Origin of the sequence: Methylocystis rosea (assembly GCF_003855495.1) — a bacterium.
GTDB classification, from domain to species: Bacteria; Pseudomonadota; Alphaproteobacteria; order Rhizobiales; family Beijerinckiaceae; genus Methylocystis; species Methylocystis rosea_A.
This window is the reverse complement of sequence record NZ_CP034088.1, coordinates 18,300-42,808: the sequence shown is the minus strand read 5'-3', so window position 1 is coordinate 42,808 and position 24,509 is coordinate 18,300. Positions and strand designations below refer to the sequence as shown.

General features: G+C 61.5%; 23 protein-coding genes and 1 pseudogene. 10 read left to right on the top strand and 14 right to left on the bottom strand.

What is annotated here, in order from left to right; all coding sequences use genetic code 11:
* Window positions 1–2: 2 nt before the first annotated feature.
* From virB11 to EHO51_RS19520, 11 genes are all read right to left on the bottom strand, one after another.
* Entirely contained in the window at window positions 3–1,076 is a 1,074-nt protein-coding gene (gene virB11 / locus EHO51_RS19570) for a P-type DNA transfer ATPase VirB11 (protein WP_124740518.1), read from the bottom strand.
* A complete protein-coding gene (virB10, locus tag EHO51_RS19565; protein ID WP_124740517.1) occupies window positions 1,054–2,295 on the bottom strand; it encodes a type IV secretion system protein VirB10 in 1,242 nt (413 codons plus the stop codon). Before virB10 ends, virB11 begins: the two co-directional genes overlap by 23 nt.
* Before the next feature lie 16 nt (window positions 2,296–2,311).
* Window positions 2,312–3,160 carry a P-type conjugative transfer protein VirB9 gene (gene virB9, locus EHO51_RS19560; protein WP_245435127.1) on the bottom strand — a complete coding sequence of 283 codons (849 nt, stop codon included), beginning with the start codon at window positions 3,158–3,160 and terminating at the stop codon, window positions 2,312–2,314.
* Window positions 3,157–3,948 carry a virB8 family protein gene (locus EHO51_RS19555; RefSeq protein WP_124740516.1) on the bottom strand — a complete coding sequence of 264 codons (792 nt, stop codon included), beginning with the start codon at window positions 3,946–3,948 and terminating at the stop codon, window positions 3,157–3,159. The genes virB9 and EHO51_RS19555 overlap by 4 nt, the downstream gene beginning before the upstream one ends.
* Before the next feature lie 5 nt (window positions 3,949–3,953).
* Window positions 3,954–5,048 carry a type IV secretion system protein gene (locus tag EHO51_RS19550; RefSeq protein ID WP_124740515.1) on the bottom strand — a complete coding sequence of 365 codons (1,095 nt, stop codon included), beginning with the start codon at window positions 5,046–5,048 and terminating at the stop codon, window positions 3,954–3,956.
* A gap of 198 nt (window positions 5,049–5,246) precedes the next feature.
* Entirely contained in the window at window positions 5,247–5,963 is a 717-nt protein-coding gene (locus EHO51_RS19545) for a type VI secretion protein (RefSeq protein WP_124740514.1), read from the bottom strand.
* A 12-nt stretch (window positions 5,964–5,975) separates the two neighbouring features.
* Window positions 5,976–6,644 (bottom strand): hypothetical protein, encoded by a 669-nt coding sequence (locus EHO51_RS19540; protein WP_124740513.1) that lies wholly within the window; start codon window positions 6,642–6,644, stop codon window positions 5,976–5,978.
* The gene (locus tag EHO51_RS19535; RefSeq protein ID WP_124740512.1) at window positions 6,634–9,069 is read right to left on the bottom strand and encodes a VirB4 family type IV secretion system protein; all 2,436 of its coding nucleotides are present in this window, start codon (window positions 9,067–9,069) and stop codon (window positions 6,634–6,636) included. The genes EHO51_RS19540 and EHO51_RS19535 overlap by 11 nt, the downstream gene beginning before the upstream one ends.
* Window positions 9,070–9,078: 9 nt before the next feature.
* Window positions 9,079–9,369, bottom strand: a complete 291-nt coding sequence (locus tag EHO51_RS19530) for a type IV secretion system protein VirB3 (protein ID WP_109027240.1) — start codon at window positions 9,367–9,369, stop codon at window positions 9,079–9,081.
* Window positions 9,369–9,686 carry a TrbC/VirB2 family protein gene (locus tag EHO51_RS19525; RefSeq protein WP_124740511.1) on the bottom strand — a complete coding sequence of 106 codons (318 nt, stop codon included), beginning with the start codon at window positions 9,684–9,686 and terminating at the stop codon, window positions 9,369–9,371. Before EHO51_RS19525 ends, EHO51_RS19530 begins: the two co-directional genes overlap by 1 nt.
* Entirely contained in the window at window positions 9,670–10,527 is an 858-nt protein-coding gene (locus EHO51_RS19520; RefSeq protein WP_245435125.1) for a lytic transglycosylase domain-containing protein, read from the bottom strand. The genes EHO51_RS19525 and EHO51_RS19520 overlap by 17 nt, the downstream gene beginning before the upstream one ends.
* A gap of 146 nt (window positions 10,528–10,673) precedes the next feature.
* Here EHO51_RS19520 and EHO51_RS19515 point away from each other — a divergent pair, with 146 nt between their 5' ends.
* From EHO51_RS19515 to EHO51_RS19495, 6 genes are all read left to right on the top strand, one after another.
* On the top strand, window positions 10,674–11,006 hold the full coding sequence (locus tag EHO51_RS19515) for a hypothetical protein (protein WP_124740510.1): 333 nt from the start codon (window positions 10,674–10,676) through the stop codon (window positions 11,004–11,006).
* The gene (locus EHO51_RS19510) at window positions 11,003–11,620 is read left to right on the top strand and encodes a hypothetical protein (RefSeq protein ID WP_124740509.1); all 618 of its coding nucleotides are present in this window, start codon (window positions 11,003–11,005) and stop codon (window positions 11,618–11,620) included. Before EHO51_RS19515 ends, EHO51_RS19510 begins: the two co-directional genes overlap by 4 nt.
* Before the next feature lie 173 nt (window positions 11,621–11,793).
* A complete protein-coding gene (locus EHO51_RS19505) occupies window positions 11,794–12,234 on the top strand; it encodes a hypothetical protein (protein ID WP_124740508.1) in 441 nt (146 codons plus the stop codon).
* A gap of 35 nt (window positions 12,235–12,269) precedes the next feature.
* Entirely contained in the window at window positions 12,270–12,905 is a 636-nt protein-coding gene (locus EHO51_RS19500) for a transglycosylase SLT domain-containing protein (RefSeq protein ID WP_164479492.1), read from the top strand.
* A gap of 2 nt (window positions 12,906–12,907) precedes the next feature.
* On the top strand, window positions 12,908–13,486 hold the full coding sequence (locus tag EHO51_RS20645) for a thermonuclease family protein (protein WP_164479491.1): 579 nt from the start codon (window positions 12,908–12,910) through the stop codon (window positions 13,484–13,486).
* A gap of 2 nt (window positions 13,487–13,488) precedes the next feature.
* On the top strand, window positions 13,489–14,397 hold the full coding sequence (locus tag EHO51_RS19495; RefSeq protein WP_164479490.1) for a DUF7146 domain-containing protein: 909 nt from the start codon (window positions 13,489–13,491) through the stop codon (window positions 14,395–14,397).
* Between the two features lie 204 nt (window positions 14,398–14,601).
* Here the strand turns inward: EHO51_RS19495 and EHO51_RS19490 are convergent, their stop codons facing one another.
* The 3 genes from EHO51_RS19490 to EHO51_RS19480 form a co-directional block, all read right to left on the bottom strand.
* Entirely contained in the window at window positions 14,602–16,056 is a 1,455-nt protein-coding gene (locus EHO51_RS19490; RefSeq protein ID WP_124740505.1) for an argonaute/piwi family protein, read from the bottom strand.
* The gene (locus EHO51_RS19485; protein ID WP_124740504.1) at window positions 16,053–17,378 is read right to left on the bottom strand and encodes a DUF4365 domain-containing protein; all 1,326 of its coding nucleotides are present in this window, start codon (window positions 17,376–17,378) and stop codon (window positions 16,053–16,055) included. Before EHO51_RS19485 ends, EHO51_RS19490 begins: the two co-directional genes overlap by 4 nt.
* A gap of 282 nt (window positions 17,379–17,660) precedes the next feature.
* Window positions 17,661–18,224: a helix-turn-helix domain-containing protein gene (locus tag EHO51_RS19480; RefSeq protein ID WP_164479489.1), complete on the bottom strand. Its 564-nt coding sequence runs from the start codon at window positions 18,222–18,224 to the stop codon at window positions 17,661–17,663.
* A gap of 380 nt (window positions 18,225–18,604) precedes the next feature.
* Here EHO51_RS19480 and EHO51_RS19475 point away from each other — a divergent pair, with 380 nt between their 5' ends.
* The 4 genes and pseudogenes from EHO51_RS19475 to EHO51_RS19460 all read left to right on the top strand — a co-directional run.
* A complete protein-coding gene (locus tag EHO51_RS19475) occupies window positions 18,605–19,009 on the top strand; it encodes a hypothetical protein (RefSeq protein ID WP_124740502.1) in 405 nt (134 codons plus the stop codon).
* Window positions 19,010–19,048: 39 nt separating this feature from the next.
* Window positions 19,049–21,112, top strand: a complete 2,064-nt coding sequence (locus EHO51_RS19470; RefSeq protein ID WP_124740501.1) for a ParB/RepB/Spo0J family partition protein — start codon at window positions 19,049–19,051, stop codon at window positions 21,110–21,112.
* A gap of 278 nt (window positions 21,113–21,390) precedes the next feature.
* Window positions 21,391–21,699, top strand: a complete 309-nt coding sequence (locus EHO51_RS19465; RefSeq protein ID WP_124740500.1) for a hypothetical protein — start codon at window positions 21,391–21,393, stop codon at window positions 21,697–21,699.
* 141 nt (window positions 21,700–21,840) lie between these two features.
* A pseudogene (locus tag EHO51_RS19460) lies at window positions 21,841–24,480 on the top strand (strawberry notch-like NTP hydrolase domain-containing protein); the annotation flags it as partial.
* Window positions 24,481–24,509 lie beyond the last annotated feature (29 nt).

Genomic DNA, 24,509 nt, shown 5'->3' with positions numbered 1-24,509 from the left:
CGCTATTGCGCGCCGTAGCCGCGAAAATAGATTTCCGCGACGCCGCGCGTCGGGCGCCGGCGGAGCTGAATCACCATCGGAACGACCGAGCGGACGTAGTCGAGGATTTCCGCCTTGGTCAGTTTCAGATCGGATTGCAGCGTCATCAAAGCGAGCCGCTGAAACGCGCCATAGGCGCTGTCGGCGTGCAGCGTCGTCAGCGAGCCGGGATGCCCGGTATTCACGGCCTGCAAAAAGGTCGCGGCTTCCGCGCCGCGAATCTCGCCGAGAAACAGCCGATCGGGCCGAAGACGAAGGCTCGCTTCGAGCAGCTCCTGGACTGTCACATCGGCAAGGCCCTGCCCGCCTTTCGAGGCGACGAGCGGCAGCCAGTTCGGCTGCGGCGGTTTAAGTTCGCGCGTGTCTTCGATCGATACGACGCGCTCCGTCTCCGGCACATGTTTGAGCAGCGCATTGAGGAACGTCGTTTTACCCGAGGACGTTCCCCCGGAAATAATCATCGTCACATGATTGACGACGGCGAATTCGATCGCGCGGCGAACGCCATCCAGCGAGTGATCCTTGAGGAGAGTCGCGAGCTCCCGTTCGATTTCCGGGTATTCGTCGGCCTCAAACGTCCTGGGGCCACGGACTTTGACGCCGTCAAACGCGCCGAGCGCCTGATAGTCGGCGAGCGTCATATTGGCGATGACTTGCTTGCGGATCGAGAAGGAGCCGCCATGCGGCGTCGCCGGCGCGAGCACCCCCTGAAAGCGCTCGCCATGCGGCATCGCGGCCGAGAGCAGCGGCGTCGAGGAATTGACCGATTGTTGCGTCGAGGCCGCGACATGCGTTGCAAGCCGCGTGATCGCCTCCTCGGTCAGTTCAGGAACGTCGAAACGCTCCATATGCGGCTTGCCGAGCGCTTCTACCCATACTTCGCCCGGCTTGTTGGCGCAGATTTCGATGACGTCAATATCTTCTAACCAGCGCTGAATCGGACGCGCAGCCTCGCGGAAGTAGACCGGCAGCGTCTCCCAGAGCGGGCGCGTCGCATCGTCGAGCGCCTGCGGCTTACTTGGGGTGACGAAGTTCATACAACGCCTCTTTCACAGGATCGGGGTAGAGATCGGAGAAATCGAGATCGCGTTTTACAAACACGATCACGGGCGTTCCCTGGTCGATATGGATTGTCGGCGGAACCTTGATGTCGTTGCGCAAGGCTTCCTGCGCCATGCGCGTGACGCTCTGCGCGACCGTCTGCGCGCCGATCTGGCGCGCGTTCAGCAGGATTTGCCCCTGCGACACCGCATTGAGCGGAATCAGCGTTCCCGACGCCGGATCGAGAACGAATTGCTGGCCCTGAGACTGATTGTAGTTTTGGCCGAGCGCCGACGCGAATTGCGCGGCCCCGCCGGCCAGCGTCAGCAATGTGGCGCTGCCGAAGCGTTGCAGGAAATGTGTGTCGACCTCGCCGGTTAGCCCCGAACGACCAAGCGCATCCGTTCCCGGCGATTGCAGCATCAGCGACACGCCATCGGCGCGAAGCAGGCGCGTCCACACGACGAAAACCCGTGTCTGCCCATAGGCGAGACCCGATTTATATTCGCCGGTGAGCATCGTTCCTTTCGGGATCAGAACGCGGCGGCCATCAAAGGAATAGACATCTTCCGTTGTAATTGCCCGCACCATGCCCGCTAGATCAGACTGGATCGCGGTCTCCAGCGTCGCCCGGATCATGTAGCCTTGCGGGACAAGGGCATCAGGCCGCCTGACCTCTTCCGCGTAAGCCTTCGTCACCTGATGCTCGGAATTCGCAAGAAATCGCCGATGCGGATCTTCCTCCTTGTCTTCGGCCGTCACTTTTGACGGATCGCCATTCGTGAAGCCTTCCTTGTCGCTGACGATCAGCATCGGCGAGCGCAGACGCGCCTGTATTTTCGCTTCCGCCTCCTTACGCAGCCGTTCCAGTTCGGCGAGGCGCTTCGCTTCGCTATCGTCGAAAGGTTCCTCCTTCGGCGCGGGCGGTGGATCATTCACAACGACCGGCGGCGGGATCACGAATTTGTTTTGAGGCGGCGCGGGCGCCGGCGTCGCGTTGAAGCCGAGCCCCGGCTGCAACCTCGCCGTCGCGAATGTTTCTTCGTCGACGTTTTGCGGCCGGTTCTGCTTGCGCGCGGACGCATACCAGAACAGGCCGAGGACAAGCACGGCGAGGGCGAAGAAAAGCGCGCCCAGCGCCATCCCCGGATTGGACGACTGGCGCGTGATGGTTTCGCCTGCGAGGCGTCCCTCCTCATCGAAATCCGCAGCCATGTCGGTTTCCCTCCGTCTATTGCGCCGATGACGCGGCCTGCGCCGGCGCCAAAATCTGCGTCCAGAACGGTTGCGGCGCGTGTTCGGATTGATAATGCGGCTGCACGTCGGCTTCCTGCGTGACCGGCGCCGGCATGGACTCGGCGCGGAGATTGAACACGCAGGCCGTCTCGTCGCCCTTACGCATGGTGAATTGCCCGGCGACCTTGTCGACCACGATAATCTCGCCTTCGCGGCGGTAATTGACGAGCGTTTCGCTGCGATCGGGTTTCACGAGGAAGATCGCCGGGACCTCTCCGCCGAACCGGAAATAGGTCTTGATCCCGTCGTCAAAGACAAAATCGGGCTTTGCCGTCACCTGGCCTTTGTAGCTGTAGTCGAAATTCGTGCCGGGGCGCGACATGAGCGCGCGATAATTGGGCATGGCGGCTTTTGCCTTTGCCAGCGCCAAAAGACGCTGATCCTCTTCGACATCGGGATAGGTGAAGCGAACTTTGAACACCACCGACGCCCGATTATCGACGGCCCGCAGGAGAAAATTGTAGATGCGTTTTCGCGTCACGACGTTCATATTGGTGACGGCGTGGGGTTCGAGCGGCTTGATGAAGAGAAAGCGCTTCGACTGGTCCGGCACAGCCTGCCATCCGACGGAATCGCCGATCGCGACGGTTTCGATGCGTTCATCGTCACCAAACGCGACCATCGTCGAGACGCCGAGCGCGCCATGCACCACGACGACATTGTCGCGTTGAAAGGGCACGGTTCGAATACGTGAGTCCTGAATGACCGCGCGCGGCGCCTGTTCGGCGAAAGCTGGTGCGGCGGCAAACATAGCCATCACCAGATGAATGGAGATCGCCCTCATGGCGCGGGCGCTCCCGTCGGTGGCGCAACGGTCGGCGCTTCGACCGGGGCCGCGCCGACGATTGGCGCGACAGTCTCCTGGTCCTTCCGATATTCGATGACCTGAAAGCCGAGCGGATTGTCCCAACGCCATTCGTTCTTCATCGGCTCCGCCGTGTAGCGAAAGCGCACATTCGCGGCCCAGTGCTCTTCGAGCCGCTCGCGGTCGCTTGTGCGAACGGTGGTAAAGCGCACGGCCGCCGTCGCCGGCGATTTGGGGTTCTCCATCCACCCTTGCGACAGGAAATTCACGCTATGGACGATGACGCGGATGCGGCCGCCGATCCCGTAAAGCTTCACCGGATTATGGAGATTGTTCGGTGAAAAGGCTTCCTGCAGATCCTTGCTGGCCTGTCCGGCTGAGAGCAGCGACGCCAGCTCGAAATTGTCCCGCAGGGCGGGCGGATCGTAGGTTTCGCGGGCGCGGATGTAGCGAACGATATTCGCTTGCGTGACCGCTTCGCGCTGCGAGATCGGGCCGCCCTCCTCAAGCGGTTTGGCGACCTCGACAAAACCCGTCGCCTTGTCGACGAGCAACGTCACGACTTCGGTTGATTTGAGTGGAACCAGCGACAGCAGGGTCAGCAGCCCGATCGCAAGACAAACGAGCGCCGCGACCGCGACGACGCGCCAGACATTTCTTGAAATCTCGAGACGCCGGTAAATATCCCGCTCCCAGCGCGCGCCGTCGTGAAAGTAGGACTCGTTCACGAGGGGCTGGTCGACCCCGTTTCCCGCCTCGATTTGCATCTGCCTCAGCCTTCACGATTTCGGGCGCGCGCTTGCGCGACGCGGGCTTCGATCAGCGCGCCCGCCACTTGCTCGGCGCGTGGATCGGCGGAAAAGTCGCGACTGCCCGCCCCGGGCGAAATCGTCGCCGCCCCTTGGGTTATGGTTGCATGTGGGGGCGGGAGCGCGGGCGGCTCCGACCGCGCGCCGCCGCCATTTCGCCAGCCTCGCGCGATACGCCAATACGCATAATCTCTCACGCCGCGCATAGCGGTCCCGGGCAAGGCGTTGTGTAACGCATGTCCGCCGGCGATCGACGCGGCGATCGACAGGGAGAGCGGCAAGATGAACGATCCCACAAGGCACAAAATCAGAAACGGCGCGATGACCGTCAGACCTGAACTCACGTCTGTGATCCCGCTGAGATTGTTGACCGTCGCCGTCATCAGCGTGAGCAGAAAGCCGAGAACGCCATAGACAATCGCGGGAACGATTGCGTATTGGGCGCAGGTCCGCAGCCAGCCGGAAAAGAGAGCCGACGAGAACTCGAATAGCGCCATTGCGATAAAGAGCGGCGCGAGCCCGAGCAGAATGAAGAGCGCAATCTTGCCGACCAAAACGTAGGTGATCGCGAGCGCCACGAAAATCACTGTGAGCAGAACCAGGACAATCGCCATTAGCGAAAGTCCGATTGCGGCTCCCCATCCGCCGGAAGCGGCGATCACCTTTGCCGCTTGCATCGCGGTCGAAAACAAATTCGAGAGCTGGGCCGCGACGGTCGTTTCCGGCGCGCCGCACGATGTGCCTCCCGTTCCCGTGCAAATGGCCGTCGCGATTCCGTTCGCCGTCTTCGTAAACACCTCGACGACGATCTGTGAAAAGTCGCTCCAGTAGAAGCCAACGGCGTAAATCAGGCCGATCCGAAAGATTCGCCACAGAAACGCGCCCGCTGTTAGCGGCGCGCGGCCGTAGACCATTTCATAGCCCCAATAGGCGATGTAAGCCGTCAGCGCGACGGTGAAGACGGGAAGCAGCTCGGTCGCGATCGAATCGTAGATCACTTCAATGGCGCTAACCGCGATCGTGTCGACCCTCTGAAAGAGCTGCGTCACCATATCCATGGTGGCGCGGCCTCAGCGATTGACCGGGCGCATCGGCCCGCAATCGTCGGCATAGGCGGCGCCGAACGTCATTCTGCTATCGCGCGTGCAGGGCGCAATCAAATCCCTGTGCGCGCAGGACGAAAGCGCAACCGTCCCGACCGCCAGGGCGGCGAGAAGCGCCGCTCTCCTAAATATCCGCCGCATCGCCTGCCTTTCTCATTGCCCGACCAGCGTCGCCTTTGACGCATCGAACGACATCATGTTCGACAGTTTCGACTGCGCCGCCAGATCTTGCTGTTGCTGCGCATTGAGCGACGCGTTGGTGAGGTTCACGGAGCCGATCAGCTCGTTAATCGTCAGCCCCGTCTGCGTCTGTATCTGCGAGTTTTGATCCACAGAGGCCTTGATGTCGGCGGACGAGCCGATGTGGCCTTGCGCGCCCTGGAAGGCGGATGAGCGGGCGGTCGAGGCCGCCTGTCCGCCCGCCACCGCCGCCGTGACCGCAGCGGATGTGTTGACCGCGCCTGAATAGGCCTGATCAGTCGGCGTGGCGGCGGACGATCCGCCGGTAAGCGTTTTGACAAGATTGAGCCCGTTGATGATATCCGACGCCAGCGCGCCATAGGAGCCGAGGCCATTCATCGACAGGCTGCCGCCGCCAAGAAGCGAACCAAGCTCCGGCACGCTTGACATTTGGAAGCCGCCGCCAAGGCCCATCGACGATAGCGATCTGGTTGACCGGTTTCCGGTGACGGCGGCGAGCGTCTCGTTCACCGTGTTCAGGATGCGCTCATTCGAATTCATGATCTGCGCCGTGTTCGACGCGGTTTGCTGCGCTTGGCTAAATGTCGGATTGTCATGCACCGCCATTTGCGCATGGGCAGCGTCCGCGCTGGCGAGCAACGCGAGGCAAATCAAAAGCGGGGTCTTCATGCTTGCACTCCCCTATTGAGGCGACACACGCGGGTCGACGAATGTGGCCCGTGCGGGGTCGAAGCTAAAAATGTTGGCGGCGTAACTGCTGCCGCCTGTCACATTGACGTTGCGCTGATTTACAAGTTGCGTGGTTAGAAACCCGGCCATAATCAGTTGGTTCCAAAGCGCGCCGTTATTCGATCTCGCTTGGCTGTTTTGGTCCCATGCGCCTTGCGCGAGCGGCAGCGCGCCGATCGCCAGCGACCCATAGCGTTGATCCGACGTGTTTGAGGCGAGCGCCGAGCCCATATTTTGCAGCGATGAAACCGTTTGCGCCGACGCCTTCAGATTCAGGGATTGCGGCGTATAGGCCGCCGGGCCATTAGCCGGCTGCGCGGGCGTCAGATTGCTCAGATCCATATTGGAGAGCGAACCACCGGACGCGTCGGCCCGCGAACCCGATACATCAGCGCCGCCCGCAGGCGGCACGGAGCCGGCCGCTGAACCGGGCGTCTTGTGACTCTTCGTGATCCCCTTCGCCGGATCGAGCGTCTGGTCCTTATAGACCCGCGCCTTTTTCATGCAGTCCGCGATGCTCTTTTCCGTCCCTTCACGCGGTGGATCCACCACAGGCACGGCCGCGCCCGCCGCGCCGGCGCACAAGAAGCTGGCCACGGCGACGCCAAGACTAAGCCGCATTGGCGACCTCCTTTCGGGTTTCGGTCCAATCGCAGAAGATCGGCACCCAGTTGCGCGGATCATTCCCGACCCGCGCGCGCAATTCCTCGCATTCGGCGACGGTCTCGACATTGCCCGAGAGGACTTTCACAAAATCCGGCATGTCCGACAGATCGAGACGCGCGATGACCGAGTCCTGGTCATGCTTGATCAAAAACTGACGCGAGTCGGGATGGGTGTTGAGAACCCATTCGAATTCGCGTTCCGACAGCTTGAAGCCTTCGACATAGCTCGCGTGATCCGCTTTCGCATTCGGGAAGAAGATATTCGTCGGCGTTTGTTCGAGGAGCGTGTGCCCCATGGGCGACTGGATAATGTCTTTCGCCGACTGCGTTCCGAATCCGACAATGCCGTTGGCCTTACGGATGGTTTTCAGCTTGTCGTTGAGAAAGGACGCAAACTTGTCGTCGGTCAGGATTTTCCATCCCTCATCGATGAACAGCATCATGGGTGCGCCATCCATCATCGCTTCAATGCGGTGGAAAATGTAGCCGAGCGCTGCGGTGCGAATATCGTCGTCTTCGAGCACTTTCGTCATGTCGAAGCCGAAGACGCCGTTTGTGGCCGACCAGCGATCGACGTCATTATTGAACAGCCAGCCGCGCGCCTTGGTCCAGACGTCGAAGCGCGACGCGAGATCGTCCTGCCCCATTCGTTCGGCGCCGCGCAGCAATTGCGCAACGTCGGAAAACCGGCGCTCGCGCGCGGGAATCGAGAAAATCTGGTCGACCGCGCATTCGATAATCCTGATTTGCTGCGCCGACAGGTCCGAGCTATCGCGTGGCCGGACCATGAAGCTCAGCAAGTCGTGGAGAAAGGCGCGGTCTTCGGCAAACCCCGCCAGTTGCAGCGGGTTGAAGCCGGTAGGCACGCCCGGCGCCAGCACCTCATAGGAGCCGCCCATCGCCCGGATCAGCGGATCGGCGCCGCGATCCTTGTCGAAGAAGGCGACGCGCGGGCGCGGCGTGACACGCATCGCTTGCGCGAGCAGAAAGCCGAGCCCGACGGTCTTGCCGGAGCCGGTCGGGCCGACGACGGTAAAATTGCCAACCTGCCGTCGATGGAAGTTGAACCAATAGGGCGTCTGGCTCGTCGTCTCCAGGACCGAGATTGCCGGTCCCCAACGATTCCGGTCCTTCTGACCGACAGCGAAATTGTGAAGCGACGCAAAGCCGACGAAATTACGCGAAGAAATCAGCGAGCGGCGCGCGATATAACCGAAATTTCCGGGTAACTGCGCCCAAAAGCACGGCTCCGCGTTCATATCTTCGCGAACGCTGATCGTTCCGAAATTCTGCAGCTCCTGCGTCGCGGCCTGCACGCAGGATTCCATCTCGCGGATCGTGCGGCCGAGCGCGCAGACCGTCAGATGATGGTAGCCGAGCACCGTCGCGCCGGTGACCAGTTCATTGCGGGCGATGGTGATCGCCGCCTCGACTTCCGTTCCGGCCTCGTCGGAGGCTTTGATCTGGCGCTCGACCTTCGCAAGATGCGTCATCACCGGCGCCCGGTCTTCGAGCGCGAAGGACTGCGACACGATCAGCTCATGGGGAATGCGGAGCAGCCCGTCGAGCATCCCGGCCCCCGTATAGGCGGGATATTCACGTACCGAGAGGAGGGCCCCGAAACGCGTATCGGCCGATGACGCGCCGCGCAGCTCCATCGCCTTTTTGCCGAAGGTGACGCGTTTTGTCGGGAGATAGGCGTCGAGCGGCATGCGTGGCAGAGCAAGGCTCAGCGGCGCGCCGCCATTGATAAGCATCGCCAGGAACTCGGCGATTTCAGAGCAGACGACGCCTTTTCGCATCACACAGCCGAGGGTGCGCGGTGCATAGCTCGCCATCTCCCGGCAATAGTTCGCCGTCGTGTCCTTCAGCTCGCGGATCGCCTCGCGCTCGATTTCCTTTGTGTCGACGCCGAAGCCCTTGCGGAAGAGAGTCGCGGCCCTCTCCGCCATACCGACCTTGCCGACGAAGCCGCGCCGGATGATCGTCACATAGAGATCATTGACAAACATACGTTTGTTCGCTTGTCCCGCCATGTAGCGGCGATCCAGCTCCCGGCAGAACCAGTTGTCGAAAGCGCCGCCGATTTCGGGGACGACCTCCCGGCGTATCGTGTGGCAATAGACGGCGAAGCGGCTATCGTTCATCGCGCGCAGGAGTGTGTTGCGCGCAGAGAGCCGCATGTCGATGTCGGCCTGATCGGCCGTCTGGAAGCAAAAACCGCCGATTTTCACGACCATGAGGAAATGACCGTCTTTGGTTTTGACGATCTGTTCCTCTATGTGGCGCAGATAGGGAATATGCTTCGCAATCGCGGCCTCTTTCGCCTCGATCGCGCCGAACGTTAGAGACCGCAGAATGTGCTTTGCGAGTTTCGCCACGTCGCCACCTTATGGCTGATAGGAGTCGCCGCCCCAAAATCGGTGATTGCGGGTAATCGGGCACTTGCCGAAGCGCGTCAGGATCACATCGACAAAGCGATTGTCCCGAACCGTGAGCACATAGGCCACGGCATGGATCGGCGGAAACAGCAGGAACATCAGCAGATTCTTCGTGTTGATGAAGATCAGCACGACAACGCAGCATTCAAGAACAAACAGCACATAGGGAACGCCGAGCATCATAGGCGGCCGCGTCAGGCCGCCAACGAGAGGGTCTAGTTTGGGCCTTCTAAAAGCCATCAGCGCCCCCCCATCCCGCCGGTGAGTGACGTGACGACCTGCGCTGCCCCGAAGATCAGCGCGACGCCGATGACGACGGAGAACGCCCATCCCCACGGAATGCGCGATGTGAGCGCGAGATACCCGACCGCCGCGACGGCGACCGTTGCGGCTGTGGTAGCGAAGGTCCCCGTCATAAAATCGAGGACGCTCGACAGCGCGGTGTTGAGCGGCTGAAAGGTTGCGGAGGAGGCTAGCGCCGGGTCGCTTGCCGCAAAAATCAAAATGCAGATAGTCAAACTCGGCAACAGACAATCGCGCCTACTCCAAAAGTTCATTTCTGTTCTCCTGATCGTCGCTGCTGACGTAAAGCACCGAGCCGCCGATCCATTGCGGTCCTTTGGAATCAGCCTTTGGCTTCTCCGTAGTCTCTTGAATGGACGGCGCGTGAAATCTCGATTGCTTGGCCACGCCCCCGGCTTGCCGCGTCGAAGCCCCTTCAAGGCCGTAATACTTGTTGGTTGCGTTCGCGACGTAGCGCACCGTCTCCGCAATCGCCGGCACGCCGCGCGACTGATAGACCCGCTCAGGCCCGGCGTTGTAGGCGGCGGCGATCAGCATCAGGTTCCCGCCAAATTGCGCGCTGAGGTCTCTCAGGAACTGCATCGCCCCGTGCACATTCTCAGCCGGATTGCATATGTCGCGAACGCCATATTGGGCCGCTGTGTCCGGCATCAGCTGCATGGGGCCGCGTGCGCCCCTGCGCGAATTTAGGTCCGCTCCGTCATTGGATTCGAGTGAGAGAATCGTGAGGGCGAGGTTTTCATCGACGCCGATGCTTGCCGCCTCGCGCGCGACGAGCTCACGCAGGCGCGCGTCGTCCACCGCACTTTCACAGCGCTCAGGAAGAGCACCCTCGCCGGTCAGCGCGGGGTCGATCGACGCCTGACGCATCTTGGCGGGCGGCTGAGCGACGGGGACGTCCGATTGTGCCGCCGCGTCAACGGCGACGAGCCGCCCGAACCTCTCTGGCACAACTTTGGTCGGCGCATCCTGATGAACACCTTCAGCCCTCGCGATCACCACGGTCGGCGCGCTTTTGCGCGCGCCGTGTTCTTGTGCGTGGGCGTTTAACGCTGGGAACACGCAACACACGGCAGGCAGCAAAAGTTTCCGCATGGCGACACTCCTCTGGAGTCGCCCTCCTGTAACGTGCATCTAATAAATTGGCAACCTCCAAAAAATGCGCTATTAAGCTTTCGAGGCGCGTCGTTGCGGCGCGCGCTTTCGCGACCACGCGCGACAGCCACCAGGCGGGGCGTTTCATGTCGAATAGCGAGCCAAACAACCACTATTACGAGCCTGCCGTTCCATCGTTAGGCCTCATTGAAGGCACCATTATTGTCATGATCGTCGGCGCAATGGCGGAGGTGCAGTGGCTGGACGACCAACCCTTGCAAGTCCTTGGCTGGATTCTCTTTCCGATCGAATTTCCGTTGAATGCCGTATTTTTCCCCGGCGCTGATACGCATGTTCGAAAGAACGGCGCCGCTCTGCTTGAAGCTCTTCCTATTCTTTTGCTGGGCTACGTTCTGTATCGCCTTGCAAACGGGGCGTTATCCGTGTTGCGCCGTGTCCTGCCGAAGCGCCCGCAATGAGTTGTCGGGGGCTTTTGCGCACTGGTGGCACCATCGTTCTCGCCGGCTGTTGCGCCGCCGCCACAATGGCGCAGACCTACACGGCGGACCCCGGAACATGGCGCCCTGTCGCCTATTCGGACCTTACGTTCCCGCGCGGCGAAGCCGAATCATACGCGTCGCTTTGGCAGGACCGGCTCGACGAGAGCAACAAGAAGGCGGAACCCAGCAATCCTGGCGTGCCGCTAAATACGAGCATCGCTGTTGGCAATCGCGGCGCGAGCGAGTGGCACTTTTCGATCAATTTCCAGACAAAAGTTGTCGCCCTTAGCGTGCTGAGCACGCCCCACCTTTGCACCGACGAATATCCGTCGCCGACCAAGGGCATCCGAATCAAGATTTGCCCGTCGCGTCTCGCGACCTTCGAAAACAACAGCTACAGCGTCATCGACGGCGCTGCCTGCTTCGTCGAAAAGGAGTCAGGCGCGCCCGTCGAGGACTCGACCGCGACCGTCACTTACGCAGCTTACGACATTCCGACGCGCGCAATTCGCCTGCGCTACATTGTGTCGCATCAGGAGATCGACCGTTGCGCTCAATCCGTCGCACTTCACCCGGAAAATGCGACGCGGTAGCGCGCCCTCAACGGCTGATGAACAAAAGGAGCAACGTCATGGAGCACATCGCCGTTCCTTCGCAATTGACCCCGACAATGCGAATGATGGCGCGAGCGGGCGGCCATGGGCATCAATCACAAAATCCGCCTCCGCAAGCCGACCCTCGGATTTTCTGTCGGCGCTTCGCGCCTTTGACGCCGCCGCGCCGTCGCGCCGCATCGAGCGCATTAGCTCGGAATGCGAAGGAAATCGTCATGAGCGCCGCAACCGCGATCGCCCTGCTGGTCCCCCTCGCCCATCCGCTGGCGCAGGCCCATTCGCTCGGCTCGCTCCAACCCGGCCTTTATCTGCCCGAGAAAACGAGTTGCGACTTCATCGGCGGCGCGAATACCGTCGACTTCGACGGCAAGAATCTGTCCGGTCACTACCAGATGTGCGTCACGCAGCCGAGCGCGTCGAGCACCTACAAGTCAACTTGCGTTGAGGCGCAGGGTCAAGACTTCTCGACGCTGACAGAGTCCAAAGTACTCGCCTCGCCGGATCGCTTTCAGGTGACGCAGAAGATCGTCGTTACTTCCTCACGATCCTTTGATCTCAACGGCGTGAAATACCGCTTTTGCGGAGGCCGCTGATGCGTCGTCGATTGCTCGCCCTACTCACCGCCAGTTTGGCCACGGCGGCGTTCGCCGCTTCCTGCCCTAACGGCGCTGCGCTGTTGAAAAACAACACGCCTCTAGCCGACCTTTGCCCGAAAGGGTTCGGGCAATTCAATCCGGGCTCGATTTCGCAAGCCATGCAAGCGCAACCGAACAACGTCGCCATGGTCGTTGCTGCCGCCGAACAAGCCGGCGTGCCTACGAACTTGGCCCTTGCCGTCTCTTACCACGAGTCCGAAGGCTTCAATTCGTGCGCCGGTTCGGACACGGGCGTTAAAGGCCCGATGCAGCTCACGCAAAGGACAGCCCGAACGCTCGGCTACAATCGAGACATCAACGAGCAGAATATCAAGGGCGGGATGGCTGTTCTCAAGCAAGTGGTCGATGCTTGTGGCGCGACCAACTATACCTGCCTGTCCGCGCGTTACAACGGCTCGCCGCGTCCCGGCGAACAAGCCGGCTGGGCGCGCGGCGTTCAGCGCGCCGACGCGCAAGTGCAAAACAACCCTTCCTTACTCGCTCAAGCCTGCACAACACCGGCGAACAAGGGCGGGACCGACTGCCCCAGCGGCGGGGCGACGCCTAATGGCGTCATCCCGCCGACGCCCGGCAACGCGCCGGTGCAATTGCCGCCCAACCTCGCCTGACGATGCGCGTCAGCCTCGCCATCGCCGCCGCGTCGATCGCGCTCCCGGCGCCCGCCATTGGGCAGTCGCACGGCGCGCAGCCCCCGACTTGGAAGCCAGCTGCGCTTCACGTCTTCAACTTCCCGCAAGCCGGCGTCACCTTCCAGACCGGCGACACTTGGTCCGCCAACGGTCAGACCTTTCGGCTCTATGGCGTTCAGAGCTGTATTCGCGGGACGTATTTCACAAATGCTGCGCAGAAACTAACCGATTGCGGCGAAGCGTCGGTTGCCTATCTCGCTGCGCTTGTTCGCGACGCGAAGCCCCGATGTACCGCGATTGCACAGGCCGCCGAGCCGCCCATGATTTTCGCGGTTTGCGCCGCCCATATTGGGAACAACACACTCGACCTCGGCACCGTGCTAATCACACAGGGCTTTGCCTTCGCGGCGACCGACACCGCGGGTAAGCCGACGAAATTTGAATACGCAGTCGCCGAGAGCGAAGCGTCCAGAGCGAAGCGCGGCCTATGGGCGGCGTCCAATTTGCCGCACCCGTCCAGGATCCTCATGAACGCGGCGCGTGGAGCGCGACCGCAATAGCCATGCTTGTGAGTGCCCACGCCGCCGCTCAAATCCTCGGAGGACGACGCGAGGGGCGCGGCTACCTCTGCCATTGCCCGGTTAAGACCCATGGTAAGCAGCGCGGCGACAAGCGCCCATCGCTCAGCGTCAATGACGGCGGCAAGGGCGTGATCCTGCATTGCTTCGCCGGTTGCGATCCACGCGACGTGATCGCCGCGATTAACGGTCTCTCCCCCATCACGCGCAGCGAGATAGCGGATCGCTCCGCGCTCAATGAGAAGCCCGCGCCGAAAACGACCAGCGCTTATGCGCGTCGTCTTTGGCGATCGGCGATCGGCGTTCCCGGAACGATCGGAGAAAACGTCCTGCGCGAGCGCGGCTTGCCGACCACGCCGCCGGCGTCCATTCGCTTCCTGCCGTCCTATCGCTACCATAGGCGCCGGCCGCGCAGCGCCCTGCCCTGCCTTATCGCCGCCGCCCAGGCGCCGACGCGCGAGATCGTCGGCGTCCAACTCACCTTCCTGCATCCGGCAGGCCGCCGCAAAGCAAATGTTGAATTTCCCCGACGTGCGATCGGCCCGCTGGGCGCGTCTATGCTCCGCCTCGCACCGGCCGCTCCCGCGCTTGGCATCGCCGAGGGTTTCGAGAAGGCATGGGCCGCGCAGTTGCTTTTCGGCGAGCCTGTATGGGCGACGCTTGGCGCCGACCGTTTCGGCGTCGTCAACTGGCCCAACGACGTGACGAGGCTCACGATCTATGCCGACAACGATGGGCCCGGCCTCAAGGCCGCGCGTGAACTGCGTGCCGCGCATCCTGAAATTGGGGTTCGAATCCGTTATTGCGTCGCGGAGGGTCAGGACTTCGACGAGCTTTACAAGACCGTCGCTGGGGATCGCGCCGAAGCCCTGAAACGCATCATCGAGGAATGAATGGCTGCTTGGCGGTTGCCAGATAGCGAACGTTGGGCTTCTCGCCTCAAGATCGGTAGTTTGAGCTTTGTACTACAGCTTCCTGAAAGCCGACTTCTGCGTTTGAGACCATGGAGAGGAGGAATGCCGGCCGGCGGTTTACAGTCGAGCATGATACAGACCCAGCCTGCGCCTGCCGGAGCGGCGGGCAACGGCAGGTTGCGGTCAAATGTATCTGCGGTAGTCGGAACTCACCTTCTCATCGGTGATGTACTTCAGGACCTCGCCTACTTTGCGTGCTGCACGAATGGGGATCGGCAGCTTCTGATTCATCTGTGTGGAATTCCAGTTGATTTTCGTAAGACCGAATATCTCGTTCGCAACCCGCGCGACCGTGCTATCGCTAGTTTTATATGGGCAGATCAACAGTGGCTTTGGATCATATATGCCGGGGTATGTCCCATAATAGGGAATGCTGCCGTTGGTGTAGAGCAAGCCTTTCCCGTCAAGTTCCACGAACGTGCCGCGCATGACGGGATAATTGCCGTCCCTGAACACCTTCACGAACGACGATTCCTGCACCCACACGAGATCGCGCAGTTCGGTGCCGACCTCATCAAGCGCTTCGAAAATCCCGGCCGCTTCTTCGTCGCGGAAGCGCGATGTTTTCAGCACTATGACGCGCGCCGGATAGTTCATGTGATGCTTCTTGTAGGCGGCAAGAGCATCGGCAATCAGGGACTTCGCATCGTCTGTGGTCAGAAAGGGATGTCTGCCACGACTTTCGGTCTGCGCGCCTTTGCCCTTAAGGATGAAGCCTCTGCCGCGCTCATCGAACATCTGAGCAGCACTCGTGAAGACCTGTTGTCCACCGGCCTCGCGGTAAAAGCTCACGCCGATGTAGCAGGCCGAAAACTCTCCCTCTTGGGGAGCCCGCCGCCACGGCACGCGCCCAGAGCCTTTATAGTAAAGGGTGGTCAGGAGATTCCATGTACGGCCGGCTTGATCCTGAATTTGTCGGGCGCTGCTCTCCTTGATCTTCAGAGGGATGACGGCGCGCTCGTCGAGCACGTCTTCCCAGACGATCTGAATGGGAAAGCGAAAGTGCATTGCCTTGGCTTTCAGCATGCCGCGGAAATTGGGGGCATCTGAGCCCGAGCTATCTTCCCGCTCCACCGTCGCGTCAGAATCGACCTTGGCGTTCCAGACGCGCTCGATCAGCTCAACCGGCAGCGCGACGATGGCGACGTCCGGCCGTGAACTGCCCTCATCGATCGCCTGTAGCTGCTTGATGATTTCATCAACTGCCATTTCGACGGCTTTGCCGTGATGGGGTTCTTTCCTGATGCGTTCGATGCGCGCCTGCGGGATCGCGGCAATCGCGCCATCCGGAATCTCAAACCGGCAGCGGAAAGGGTTCTGATTTCCGAGGCCCGGAAACGGCGGGTGCAGATTTGGATGCTTTTCCGATTTTCCTGCGAATCCGGCCGCAGCGGCTTGAAGGAATTCACGAGCGTCCTCGACGGTCTTCGCACTCCCCACGACGGCGATCCTAATGACATCACCAAGCGGCATCTGGAGCGGCCCAGCTTCGAACAGACCTAGGCGCGGATCGGGATGGTAATGTTGGCTTCCAAACTCGAGAAGCGGTTCATCGAAGATCTTGGTCTCGAACTTCATGCGAACCTCAGCAGGTCTTGGTTGAGATCGGCATCCTCGCCCGTCTTCTTCGGCGTCCCCCACACGTCCTCGGGCACCTTCTTGGGGAGTTCGACGCTTGGAGGCTCGCCGAATGTGAGGCGCGGATCAGCGCTGGCAACGGCGAACAAATCATCCGCCTTGCGCTCTTCCTCTGTGAGGAAGCGATGCCACATGATCACCTGACCGCGAAGCGATGCGCTTTTGTCCAACCGCTTCTTTCCGGCCAACAGAGCGCTCGGATAGGAGTGCGGAATGAACCCGTTGGTGGTGAAGTAATAAGTCGGGTTGATCACCAAGAACCACTGATCGTACAGGAGTTCGAATCTCGGCACGAAGGCGTGGTGGCGCACGAACTCAACGCGGGTCAGGTCCGTCTTGTTACGAACGACGTTGACGACGTCTGCTTCAGCCTTCTTCTTCGCTGATTGATAGTGGAATGCGCGGGACTCGTTCTCGGCGCGTGCTCTGAAATAGAGAAGCCGTCCTTCCTTGTCCCATTCGAGATCGGTTCGTACCTGATGACGGAGCGTCTGATTGAGAAGGAAGGTAAAGTTGTTCCGCTCGTTGAGGTCTTCATGGAAGGCCAAGTGCTCGATCTCGATCGCTTCGACCTGATCCAGATCGACGATCTGATCGCACGATGAAGTGCGCGGATCGTGGAAAGACCAGAACGAATTACCCTTAATCACCCAATCAAAGCGTGCAGGTTCATCGGCGTCGAGGATTCTCGCGATCGCCTGCTTAGCCGTGTACGGCGTTGTCGCTACGAACACTTCATCGGGCAGGCTTACGGGAAGGATGTTCACCAGCGCTTCTTCCCCGCCGCCGAGTGGCGGAACGTAGTAGCCGAAGCCTGTCTTCGGAATAGTAAGAGCTGCGAGCCGAGCGACAGCGTTCGCGTCTAGCACGTCCAGTTTCTTGTCGAAGCTCAGCCGCCTTTCGCCTGGCCCCGAACCGCTTGAAATTTCTTTCCAGTAATAGGTCTCATCGCTCTTGCGAAAAAGGACGATGATTATGGGAAGGTTCGAGCCTCGCCAGTAAGCGAGGTCTTGACTCCGCAGCAAGTAGGTAAAGCCGCTGGCATCTTCGCCCGTGTAAATACCCGCGTCGGTCGCTTTCACTTGCACCGCGATCATTCGCGCGGTTGGCTGGCCTTCGATCATTACCTCGGCGATCCCATCGATTCCTGTTTCGAGGCGCGAGCGCACGTCGAACTGAAAGCCCATGGTGAGGAATCGCAATTGAACGGCGGTCTCGCCAATCTGCCCAAGCAGTTGGTTCGGAGTTATGGTTTTTACCATGTGCGCACTATAGAACAATATACGAACAGACTAAAAGGGATTCTTACCCTGTACCCGCTTTGCACAGGATCAGGGCCGCGCGACTACTCTGAACCGGCTAAACCCCGCCACCGGGGCGATGATGGAGCTATGTTGGAGAGCAACGAGGCACAGCCGACCAACAGCAGGATGAATCGTTCCACGGTAGTTCTCGCTGATTTTTACCCTAAACCTAACGCTCAGGTCATTTTGTTACCTACCTCAGATAACGAAAACTAGGAATGGTCCGTCTGCGCTCTTTCCTCACGCTCCTCGTTGAGATGGAAGCCGCGCGACTCGCGAAGTTTTTCGGGTCGCCGCGCGTTTGGCGCCGCTCGCCGCTTTGTGTAGCGACTCGACGCCAAGCAATTGCCACAAGCTGATGTCCAATCGTTCTGCGAGTTCGACGAGCGCGAGCAGCGACGGGTTCGATACGCCGTCGGTGATGAGATAGAGCTGCGGCAGGGAAACATTCAGAAATTTTGCAAATTCCTGTTTGGTCAGGCCGCTATTGCGGAAGCGCTCGTTTACGACGGCGCCGATCGTCTCGACCATTTTCGCCCCGGAGGGATTCTTACGATCGCGAACCGGCTTGGCTTCGAGCAACTCGTAGAGCGGGACGCGAAGCTTTTTTGAAATTTCCGCCAACATTGTGATGGACGGGTTCCCGAGCCGGCGACGCACATAGCGAAATTGCGACCCTGACATGCCGACGAATTCGGCGAATTCCGGCTTCGACAAGCCGCTCTTCGCCTGTTCGGCGATCAGGCGGTTCGAGAGGTTTGCGAGATAGGGCGACTCGAGCCGATCAGCGATCGTGACGACCATGAGCCGGCGTCGTCGATCCGCCTGAGCCGTCCCCCCCGCTTTACCCGCCTTACGCGACCGCTTTGGCTCGCCGCCGATCATTTTGCCCCAGAAAAATCACGACACCGCCCCAGCACTGTCATAGATTCTCGCGCGGCTGCCAAGGGCAATTCGGGAATTTTTGCCAGTTTATTAGACTTTGCCTGCTTGCGCTTTGCGCGCGGCATCCGAAGCAAGGCTGTGGCTCGACAAGCGCGGAAGGCAGGACAGGATGCCGCCCCCGGTCGCGCGCCGGGCCTTTCACCGCTGCTTTTGCGAAGAGCGAGAGCGGTGAGCGCGCTTCACGACGGGACAGACAGCGAGAGAAAGGCTCCCGCGCGCTCGTCGCGAAGATTTCGCTCATGACCGACAATTACGGTGAGACAATCGCCAAGGCCCTCGCCACCCAAGGCGGGCATCTCTTTATCGGGAGGGGCGGGTTTTCATTGCATTTCGGGAGCGGCTGGCTGAGCGGCTATGACTGCGCGCCGGTCAAAGCCGCTGCGATCGCGGCGGGCTTGCCCGTGATCGATCGCCGCATGATCGATTTCGGAAAGGTCGCGGACCTCGCGATTCGCGGTCCGATGATCGCGATCGGCAAGCCGGCCGATCCGCCGCCCTGGCGCGCGCTGTCCTATGCGCCACTTGCCCGGTCGCCGAGGCTTACGCGCGCGCGCCGAGGTGCGGAACGTGCCCGGTTGCGGCGGCTGGGGGCGGCACCTGAGAGCGAGAGAGCCCTTTGGGCTTTTCGACGGAGCAGAGGGTGAGAGAGAGGCTCTCGCCCATCCGTCGCGGAGTTCAGGGACATGTCGAAGATTGTTTTGACGGCGGCGCGGGATATCGCGCTCGACAAGCTTGTGGCGTCGGACGCGAATGTTCGCCGGATCAAGGCTGGGGTGAGTGTCGAGGATCTGGCCGAGGATATCGCAAGGCGGGGATTGTTGCAGTCCTTGAGCGTTCGGCCGATCGTGGACGAACAGGGCGCCGAAAAGGGTCAATTCGCGGTCAGCGCGGGCGGGCGACGTCTCGCGGCGCTTAAATCGCTCGTCAAGCAGATGCGCCTCGCGAAAAACGCGCCCGTTCCGTGCATCGTGAAAACCGACGGGATCGAGGAGGAGGATTCGCTCGCCGAGAACACAATGCGGGAGGCGCTGCATCCGCTCGATCAGTTTCGGGCGTTCAAGAATTTGCAGGATCAGGGCGTCACGATTGATGAGATCGCCGCGCGCTTTTTCGTTGGCGCGCCGGTGGTGCGACAGAGACTGAAACTCGCAGCGGCGAGCCAGGAGCTGCTCGACCTTTACGTCGCCGAAGAATTGAGCCTCGAGCAACTCATGGCCTTTTGCGTCACCGACGACCATGCGCGGCAAGAGGAAGTTTGGAAGACTCTCACCCGTTCCTACAACAAGGAGCCCTACACGATCCGGCGCCTGCTGACCGAAGGCGCGGTGAAGGCAGGCGACAAGCGCGTGGTCTTCGTCGGCGTTGAAGCCTATGAGGCGGCGGGCGGGGTCATCCTTCGCGATCTCTTCCAGCAGGATCATGGCGGCTGGCTGCAGGATGTGGCGCTGCTCGACCGTCTCGCACGGGAAAAGCTCGCGGAAGCCGCCGACGCGCTTCGCACTGAGGGCTGGAAATGGTCGGAGATCGCGATCGATTTTCCCTATGGTCACACGAATGGGCTGCGGCGGCTGCCGGCGAGCTACGCGCCGGTCTCGGAGGAACAGCAGGCGCGTTACGACGTTGCGCTCGCCGAATATGACGCGTTGTCGGACGAACATGAGGGCGCGGAAGATCTTCCAGAAGAGGTCGACCGTCGGCTCGCGGAACTCGAAAAGGAGATGGTGGCGGTTGACGAGCGACCGGCAATCTACGATCCGACCGAAATCTCGCGCGCCGGAATATTTGTCTGCATCGACCATGATGGCGCTCAGAAGGTCGAGCGCGGCTTTGTCCGGCCCGAGGATGAGGAGCCCGCAGGCGCGCCGGCCGCCGGCGAGCGCACGGGATCGGTGGCCGCTCCAAAACGCGCTGGCGACGGTGCGGCCGGCAGTCCCGATGGAGACGCGGCCGACCAGGACGAGACGGAAGTCTCGTCAAAACTATCGGACCGATTGATGAGCGATCTCACCGCCCACCGAACGCTCGCGCTGCGCGTTGCGCTCGCCAATGATCCGGAGGCGGCGTTTCTTGCCGCGACCCACGCGCTGGCGTTGAAGAGTTTTTACTCTTCCGGCCGCTTCGACGGCTGCATTGAGGTCGACGCCAAATCCGCACCGCTCGGCGGCTATGCTTCCGGCCTCGCCGATAGCGCTACGGCGCGGGCGAATGATGAAGCGCAGGGCCATTGGCAGTTGCGACTGCCGAAGAAATCGGACAATCTTTGGGACTGGCTGGTGAAAGCGGATCGCGAATCGACAGCCGGGCTTTTCGCCTTCTGCGTCGGCCAGAGCGTCAACGCGCTGCAGCTTCCGCACGAACGCCGCTCAAAGGCGCTGGATCATGCCGATCGACTCGCCGAACATGTTGGGCTCGATATGAGCGCGCACTGGACGCCGACTGTTGAGAGCTATTTCGGCAAGGTGACCAAGGCGCGAATTCTCGCGGCGGTGCGCGAAGCGAAGGGCGAAGCGGCCGCGCAGATGATCAATCATTTGAAAAAATCCGACATGGCGGTCGAGGCCCAGCGTCTGCTCCAGGGAACAGGCTGGTTGCCCGAGCCGCTTCGCGGCTCGACAATGGATGATGCTGACGCGGCAATCGTCCAAAAGCAAGAGAGCGACGCCTTGCCGGATTTCCTGGGCGATGACGACGACGCGGCTTTGCTCGACGCCGAGGAAGAGGAGCCGCGCGCCACGGCCGCGGAATGATGCTCAGCGGCGGGATGGCGCGCGCCGTTCCGCCTTTCGCCGCATCTGCCGCGTCGACGCTGACGTTTCGTCGCCCGCTCAAGAAGCGCATTCGTCACTCGCTGAATCTCTGTCTCCCGACACCGTCGCGCGTCCTGACGCGCGCATCTTCCCTCTGTTTTGAAAGGCGCCGCCATGGGCTGGCTCTATATGCAATCACTCGGCGGTCATGCAGGACCGCGTGACTATCTCGACGCGCAATTCAGCTTCGAGAATGCGGAAGGCCGATCTAAGATCCTGTGTGCTCAAAGCTCCTTGGCGACACGTACTACGCCGCCCTCGAGCAGCAGCGCAGCGACGGCGCACGTGAGGTCTTCGCGCTTGTCTGCCTCACCTACTACAACCCGCGTGATCCGGAAGGATTCATCTTCGGCTACAAAGATATGACCGAAGCTATGGGGCCCTGCGCGAGCGACTGCCCCGAGGACATTCTGGATCTGTTGACGCCGACGGATCGGCCTTACGCAATCGCCTGGCGCGCCCGCTGTCGCGAGAACGCCGTCGCGCGGCGCAGTAAGTCATCACAAAAATCGGCGTCGTCGTTCTGACGGATTGGCGGCGGCGTCACGGCGCTGATCGTCGGCGCGACGGCGGGGGGAGAGAAGAGGAAAAGGGCTTGGCCGGGAGGGCGAGCCCGGGAGGAGCAAAGAGAGAGCGTCCCGGGCCGGTCACAATCCCGGAGACAATCGATGAGCCCGATCCTCGCCGCTACGCCCCGCGAACAATCCGAACTTTCCTTCGTTGCGACGGACAAGCCGCATGCGCTGATCATGGCGGCGCAAACGCTCGTCGCGCATCTTGCGAAGGGACGCGTCATCGACGCCCCAGCCGTGCGCGTGGCGATGGAAGCCGCTTTTGGCGCAAGCGACTCGCAAGGGGCCTGGAGCTGGAAGGACGCCGATGAGGCGGTCGAGGCGGCGCAAGTTTCGTTCCTGCGTCGCTATGGGCCGGCAATGGCTGCGCGCGCGGCGAATGATCCGGCGCGCCTTCTCGCCATGCTCAAGAAAGTCGGCGCGCTACTTCCGAGCGAAACGCGCCGCTCGGAAGAAAGCCAGGCGCTGCAGCAATTCTCGACGCCGCTGGAATTCGCCTATGTCGCGAGCCTCGCGGCGGGGATCGGCGCCGGCGATGTCGTGCTTGAGCCTTCCGCCGGCACGGGGATGCTGGCGATCTTCGCCGAGCTCGCCAGCGCAAAACTCCTGCTCAATGAATGGGGTGCGACGCGCGCCGATCTCCTGAAACTTCTATATCCCCAAGCGCCGCTCAGCCGCATCGACGGCGCGCAGCTGCACGATCGTCTCGACGCCGATCATGTTCCAACCGTCGTGCTGATGAACCCGCCTTTCTCCTCGTCGCCCTTGATCGAGGGGCGGCATGCCGCGGCAACTTTCGACCATGTTCGCGCGGCTCTCGCGCGACTTCGCGCCGGCGGACGGCTTGTCGCCATCACGGGCGAGAGTTTTGCCCCGACCGCGAACAGCTGGCGGGGAAGTTTCCAGCGCTTGCAGGAACAGGGCCGGCTCGTGTTCACGGCGTCGCTCGCGCGCGGATTTTTCGCGCGCCATGGGACGAGCGTCGAAAGCCGGCTGACGGTCTTCGACAAAATGCCGGCCGAGAAGCCGAAAGCATTTGTCGTTGGCTTTGGTCCGGTCGCCGATCTTTCGGAATTGCTCGCGCTCGTGCAGCGCGAGATTCCGCCGCGCGTGTCGCTTGCTACCGCTCTGGGCAATGGCGATACGCCTATCCAGGCCGGCGTCGGTTGGGCCGGCAATCTGCTCACGCCGATCATTGCAACGCGTCGCGCCGCGCCGCGTCTCGCCTTTGCGGATTCTGCGCGTCCAAACGCATGCGTTCTGACCCCTGCCCCGCGCGTGTCTTCAGAGATCGTCGAAGTCGCCCATGAGCTTCGCGACTGGAAAGCGCCCGAGGGCGGCGCGCTCAGCGCCGGGCTCTACGAGCCCTATGCGGTGCAGTCGATCGTAATCGAGGGCGCGAAGCCGCACCCGACGACGCTCGTGCAATCCGCCGCCATGGCGTCGGTCGCGCCGCCAAAGCCAATCTATCGGCCGCATCTGCCGAAGAGCGTTGTTGAGTCCGGGCTTTTGTCCGACGCGCAGCTCGAGAGCGTCGTCTATACCGGCGAAGCCCATAGCAGCCTCCTCGCCGGCTCCTTCCTCGTCAATGAAAGCTTCGACACGGTCTCCGCTGCGCCGGACGACGCCGAGAAGGCGGTCCGCTTTCGCCGCGGCTATTATCTCGGCGATGGCACGGGCGCCGGTAAGGGACGTCAGGTCGCTGGCGTCATTCTCGACAATTGGCTGAAAGGCCGCCGCAAGGCGCTCTGGATCTCCAAATCCGACAAGCTGCTGGAAGACGCGCAACGCGACTGGTCGGCGCTTGGGCAGGAAAAGTTGCAGATCGTCCCGCAGTCCCGCTTCAAGCAGGGCGCGCCGATCAAACTGTCTGAGGGCATACTCTTTACGACCTATTCGACCCTGCGGTCGGATGAGCGGCAGGGCCGAGACGGCGCGGTGAAGGCTTCGCGCCTGTCGCAGATTATCGACTGGCTCGGGCCTGATTTCGACGGCGTCATCGTCTTCGACGAGGCGCATGCGCTCGCAAACGCGGCTGGCGACAAGGGCGAGCGCGGCGAGAAGACCGCCTCGCAACAGGGACGTGCCGGATTAAGATTGCAGAACGCCCTGCCCGGCGCCCGCATCCTCTATGTCTCGGCGACCGGGGCGACGACGGTCGCCAATCTCGCTTATGCGACGCGTCTCGGGCTCTGGGGCTCGACCGACATGCCCTTCCCGACGCGGCCGGATTTTATCGCGGCGATGGAGGCGGGCGGGATCGCCGCCATGGAGGTGCTGGCGCGCGACCTCAAGGCTCTCGGCCTCTATGCGTCGCGCGCGTTGTCCTACGCCGGAGTCGAGGTCGAGATGCTGGAGCATCAGCTCTCGGCGGAGCAGATCCGCATCTATGATTGTTATGCCGGCGCCTTCGAGATCATTCACAATAATCTGACCGCGGCGCTGGAGGCGGCGAACATCACCGGCGAAGGCGGCAAGGCGTATAATCGCAACGCCAAGAGCGCGGCGCGCTCGGCCTTCGAATCCAACAAGCAGCGCTTCTTCAATCATCTGATCACGGCGATGAAGGTCCCAAGCCTCATCGCTGCGATCGAGCGCGATTTGGAGGCGGGTCGCGCCGCCGTCATCCAGATCGTCTCGACCAGCGAAGCCCTGATGGAGCGCCGTCTCGCGGAAATTCCCTCGTCGGAATGGGGCGATCTCTCCTGCGACATCACCCCGCGCGAATATGTCTTATCCCGATCTCGGGATAAGACATATTCTGC

What these genes read in the sequence shown, in the direction of transcription:
- virB11 (WP_124740518.1), bottom strand. Translation starts at nt 1,076, where the DNA reads ATGAACTTCGTCACCCCAAGTAAGCCGCAGGCGCTCGACGATGCGACG.
- virB10 (WP_124740517.1), bottom strand. Translation starts at nt 2,295, where the DNA reads ATGGCTGCGGATTTCGATGAGGAGGGACGCCTCGCAGGCGAAACCATC.
- virB9 (WP_245435127.1), bottom strand. Translation starts at nt 3,160, where the DNA reads ATGAGGGCGATCTCCATTCATCTGGTGATGGCTATGTTTGCCGCCGCA.
- EHO51_RS19555 (WP_124740516.1), bottom strand. Translation starts at nt 3,948, where the DNA reads ATGCAAATCGAGGCGGGAAACGGGGTCGACCAGCCCCTCGTGAACGAG.
- EHO51_RS19550 (WP_124740515.1), bottom strand. Translation starts at nt 5,048, where the DNA reads ATGGATATGGTGACGCAGCTCTTTCAGAGGGTCGACACGATCGCGGTT.
- EHO51_RS19545 (WP_124740514.1), bottom strand. Translation starts at nt 5,963, where the DNA reads ATGAAGACCCCGCTTTTGATTTGCCTCGCGTTGCTCGCCAGCGCGGAC.
- EHO51_RS19540 (WP_124740513.1), bottom strand. Translation starts at nt 6,644, where the DNA reads ATGCGGCTTAGTCTTGGCGTCGCCGTGGCCAGCTTCTTGTGCGCCGGC.
- EHO51_RS19530 (WP_109027240.1), bottom strand. Translation starts at nt 9,369, where the DNA reads ATGGCTTTTAGAAGGCCCAAACTAGACCCTCTCGTTGGCGGCCTGACG.
- EHO51_RS19525 (WP_124740511.1), bottom strand. Translation starts at nt 9,686, where the DNA reads ATGAACTTTTGGAGTAGGCGCGATTGTCTGTTGCCGAGTTTGACTATC.
- EHO51_RS19520 (WP_245435125.1), bottom strand. Translation starts at nt 10,527, where the DNA reads ATGCGGAAACTTTTGCTGCCTGCCGTGTGTTGCGTGTTCCCAGCGTTA.
- EHO51_RS19515 (WP_124740510.1), top strand. Translation starts at nt 10,674, where the DNA reads ATGTCGAATAGCGAGCCAAACAACCACTATTACGAGCCTGCCGTTCCA.
- EHO51_RS19510 (WP_124740509.1), top strand. Translation starts at nt 11,003, where the DNA reads ATGAGTTGTCGGGGGCTTTTGCGCACTGGTGGCACCATCGTTCTCGCC.
- EHO51_RS20645 (WP_164479491.1), top strand. Translation starts at nt 12,908, where the DNA reads ATGCGCGTCAGCCTCGCCATCGCCGCCGCGTCGATCGCGCTCCCGGCG.
- EHO51_RS19495 (WP_164479490.1), top strand. Translation starts at nt 13,489, where the DNA reads ATGCTTGTGAGTGCCCACGCCGCCGCTCAAATCCTCGGAGGACGACGC.
- EHO51_RS19490 (WP_124740505.1), bottom strand. Translation starts at nt 16,056, where the DNA reads ATGAAGTTCGAGACCAAGATCTTCGATGAACCGCTTCTCGAGTTTGGA.
- EHO51_RS19485 (WP_124740504.1), bottom strand. Translation starts at nt 17,378, where the DNA reads ATGGTAAAAACCATAACTCCGAACCAACTGCTTGGGCAGATTGGCGAG.
- EHO51_RS19480 (WP_164479489.1), bottom strand. Translation starts at nt 18,224, where the DNA reads ATGGTCGTCACGATCGCTGATCGGCTCGAGTCGCCCTATCTCGCAAAC.
- EHO51_RS19475 (WP_124740502.1), top strand. Translation starts at nt 18,605, where the DNA reads ATGACCGACAATTACGGTGAGACAATCGCCAAGGCCCTCGCCACCCAA.
- EHO51_RS19470 (WP_124740501.1), top strand. Translation starts at nt 19,049, where the DNA reads ATGTCGAAGATTGTTTTGACGGCGGCGCGGGATATCGCGCTCGACAAG.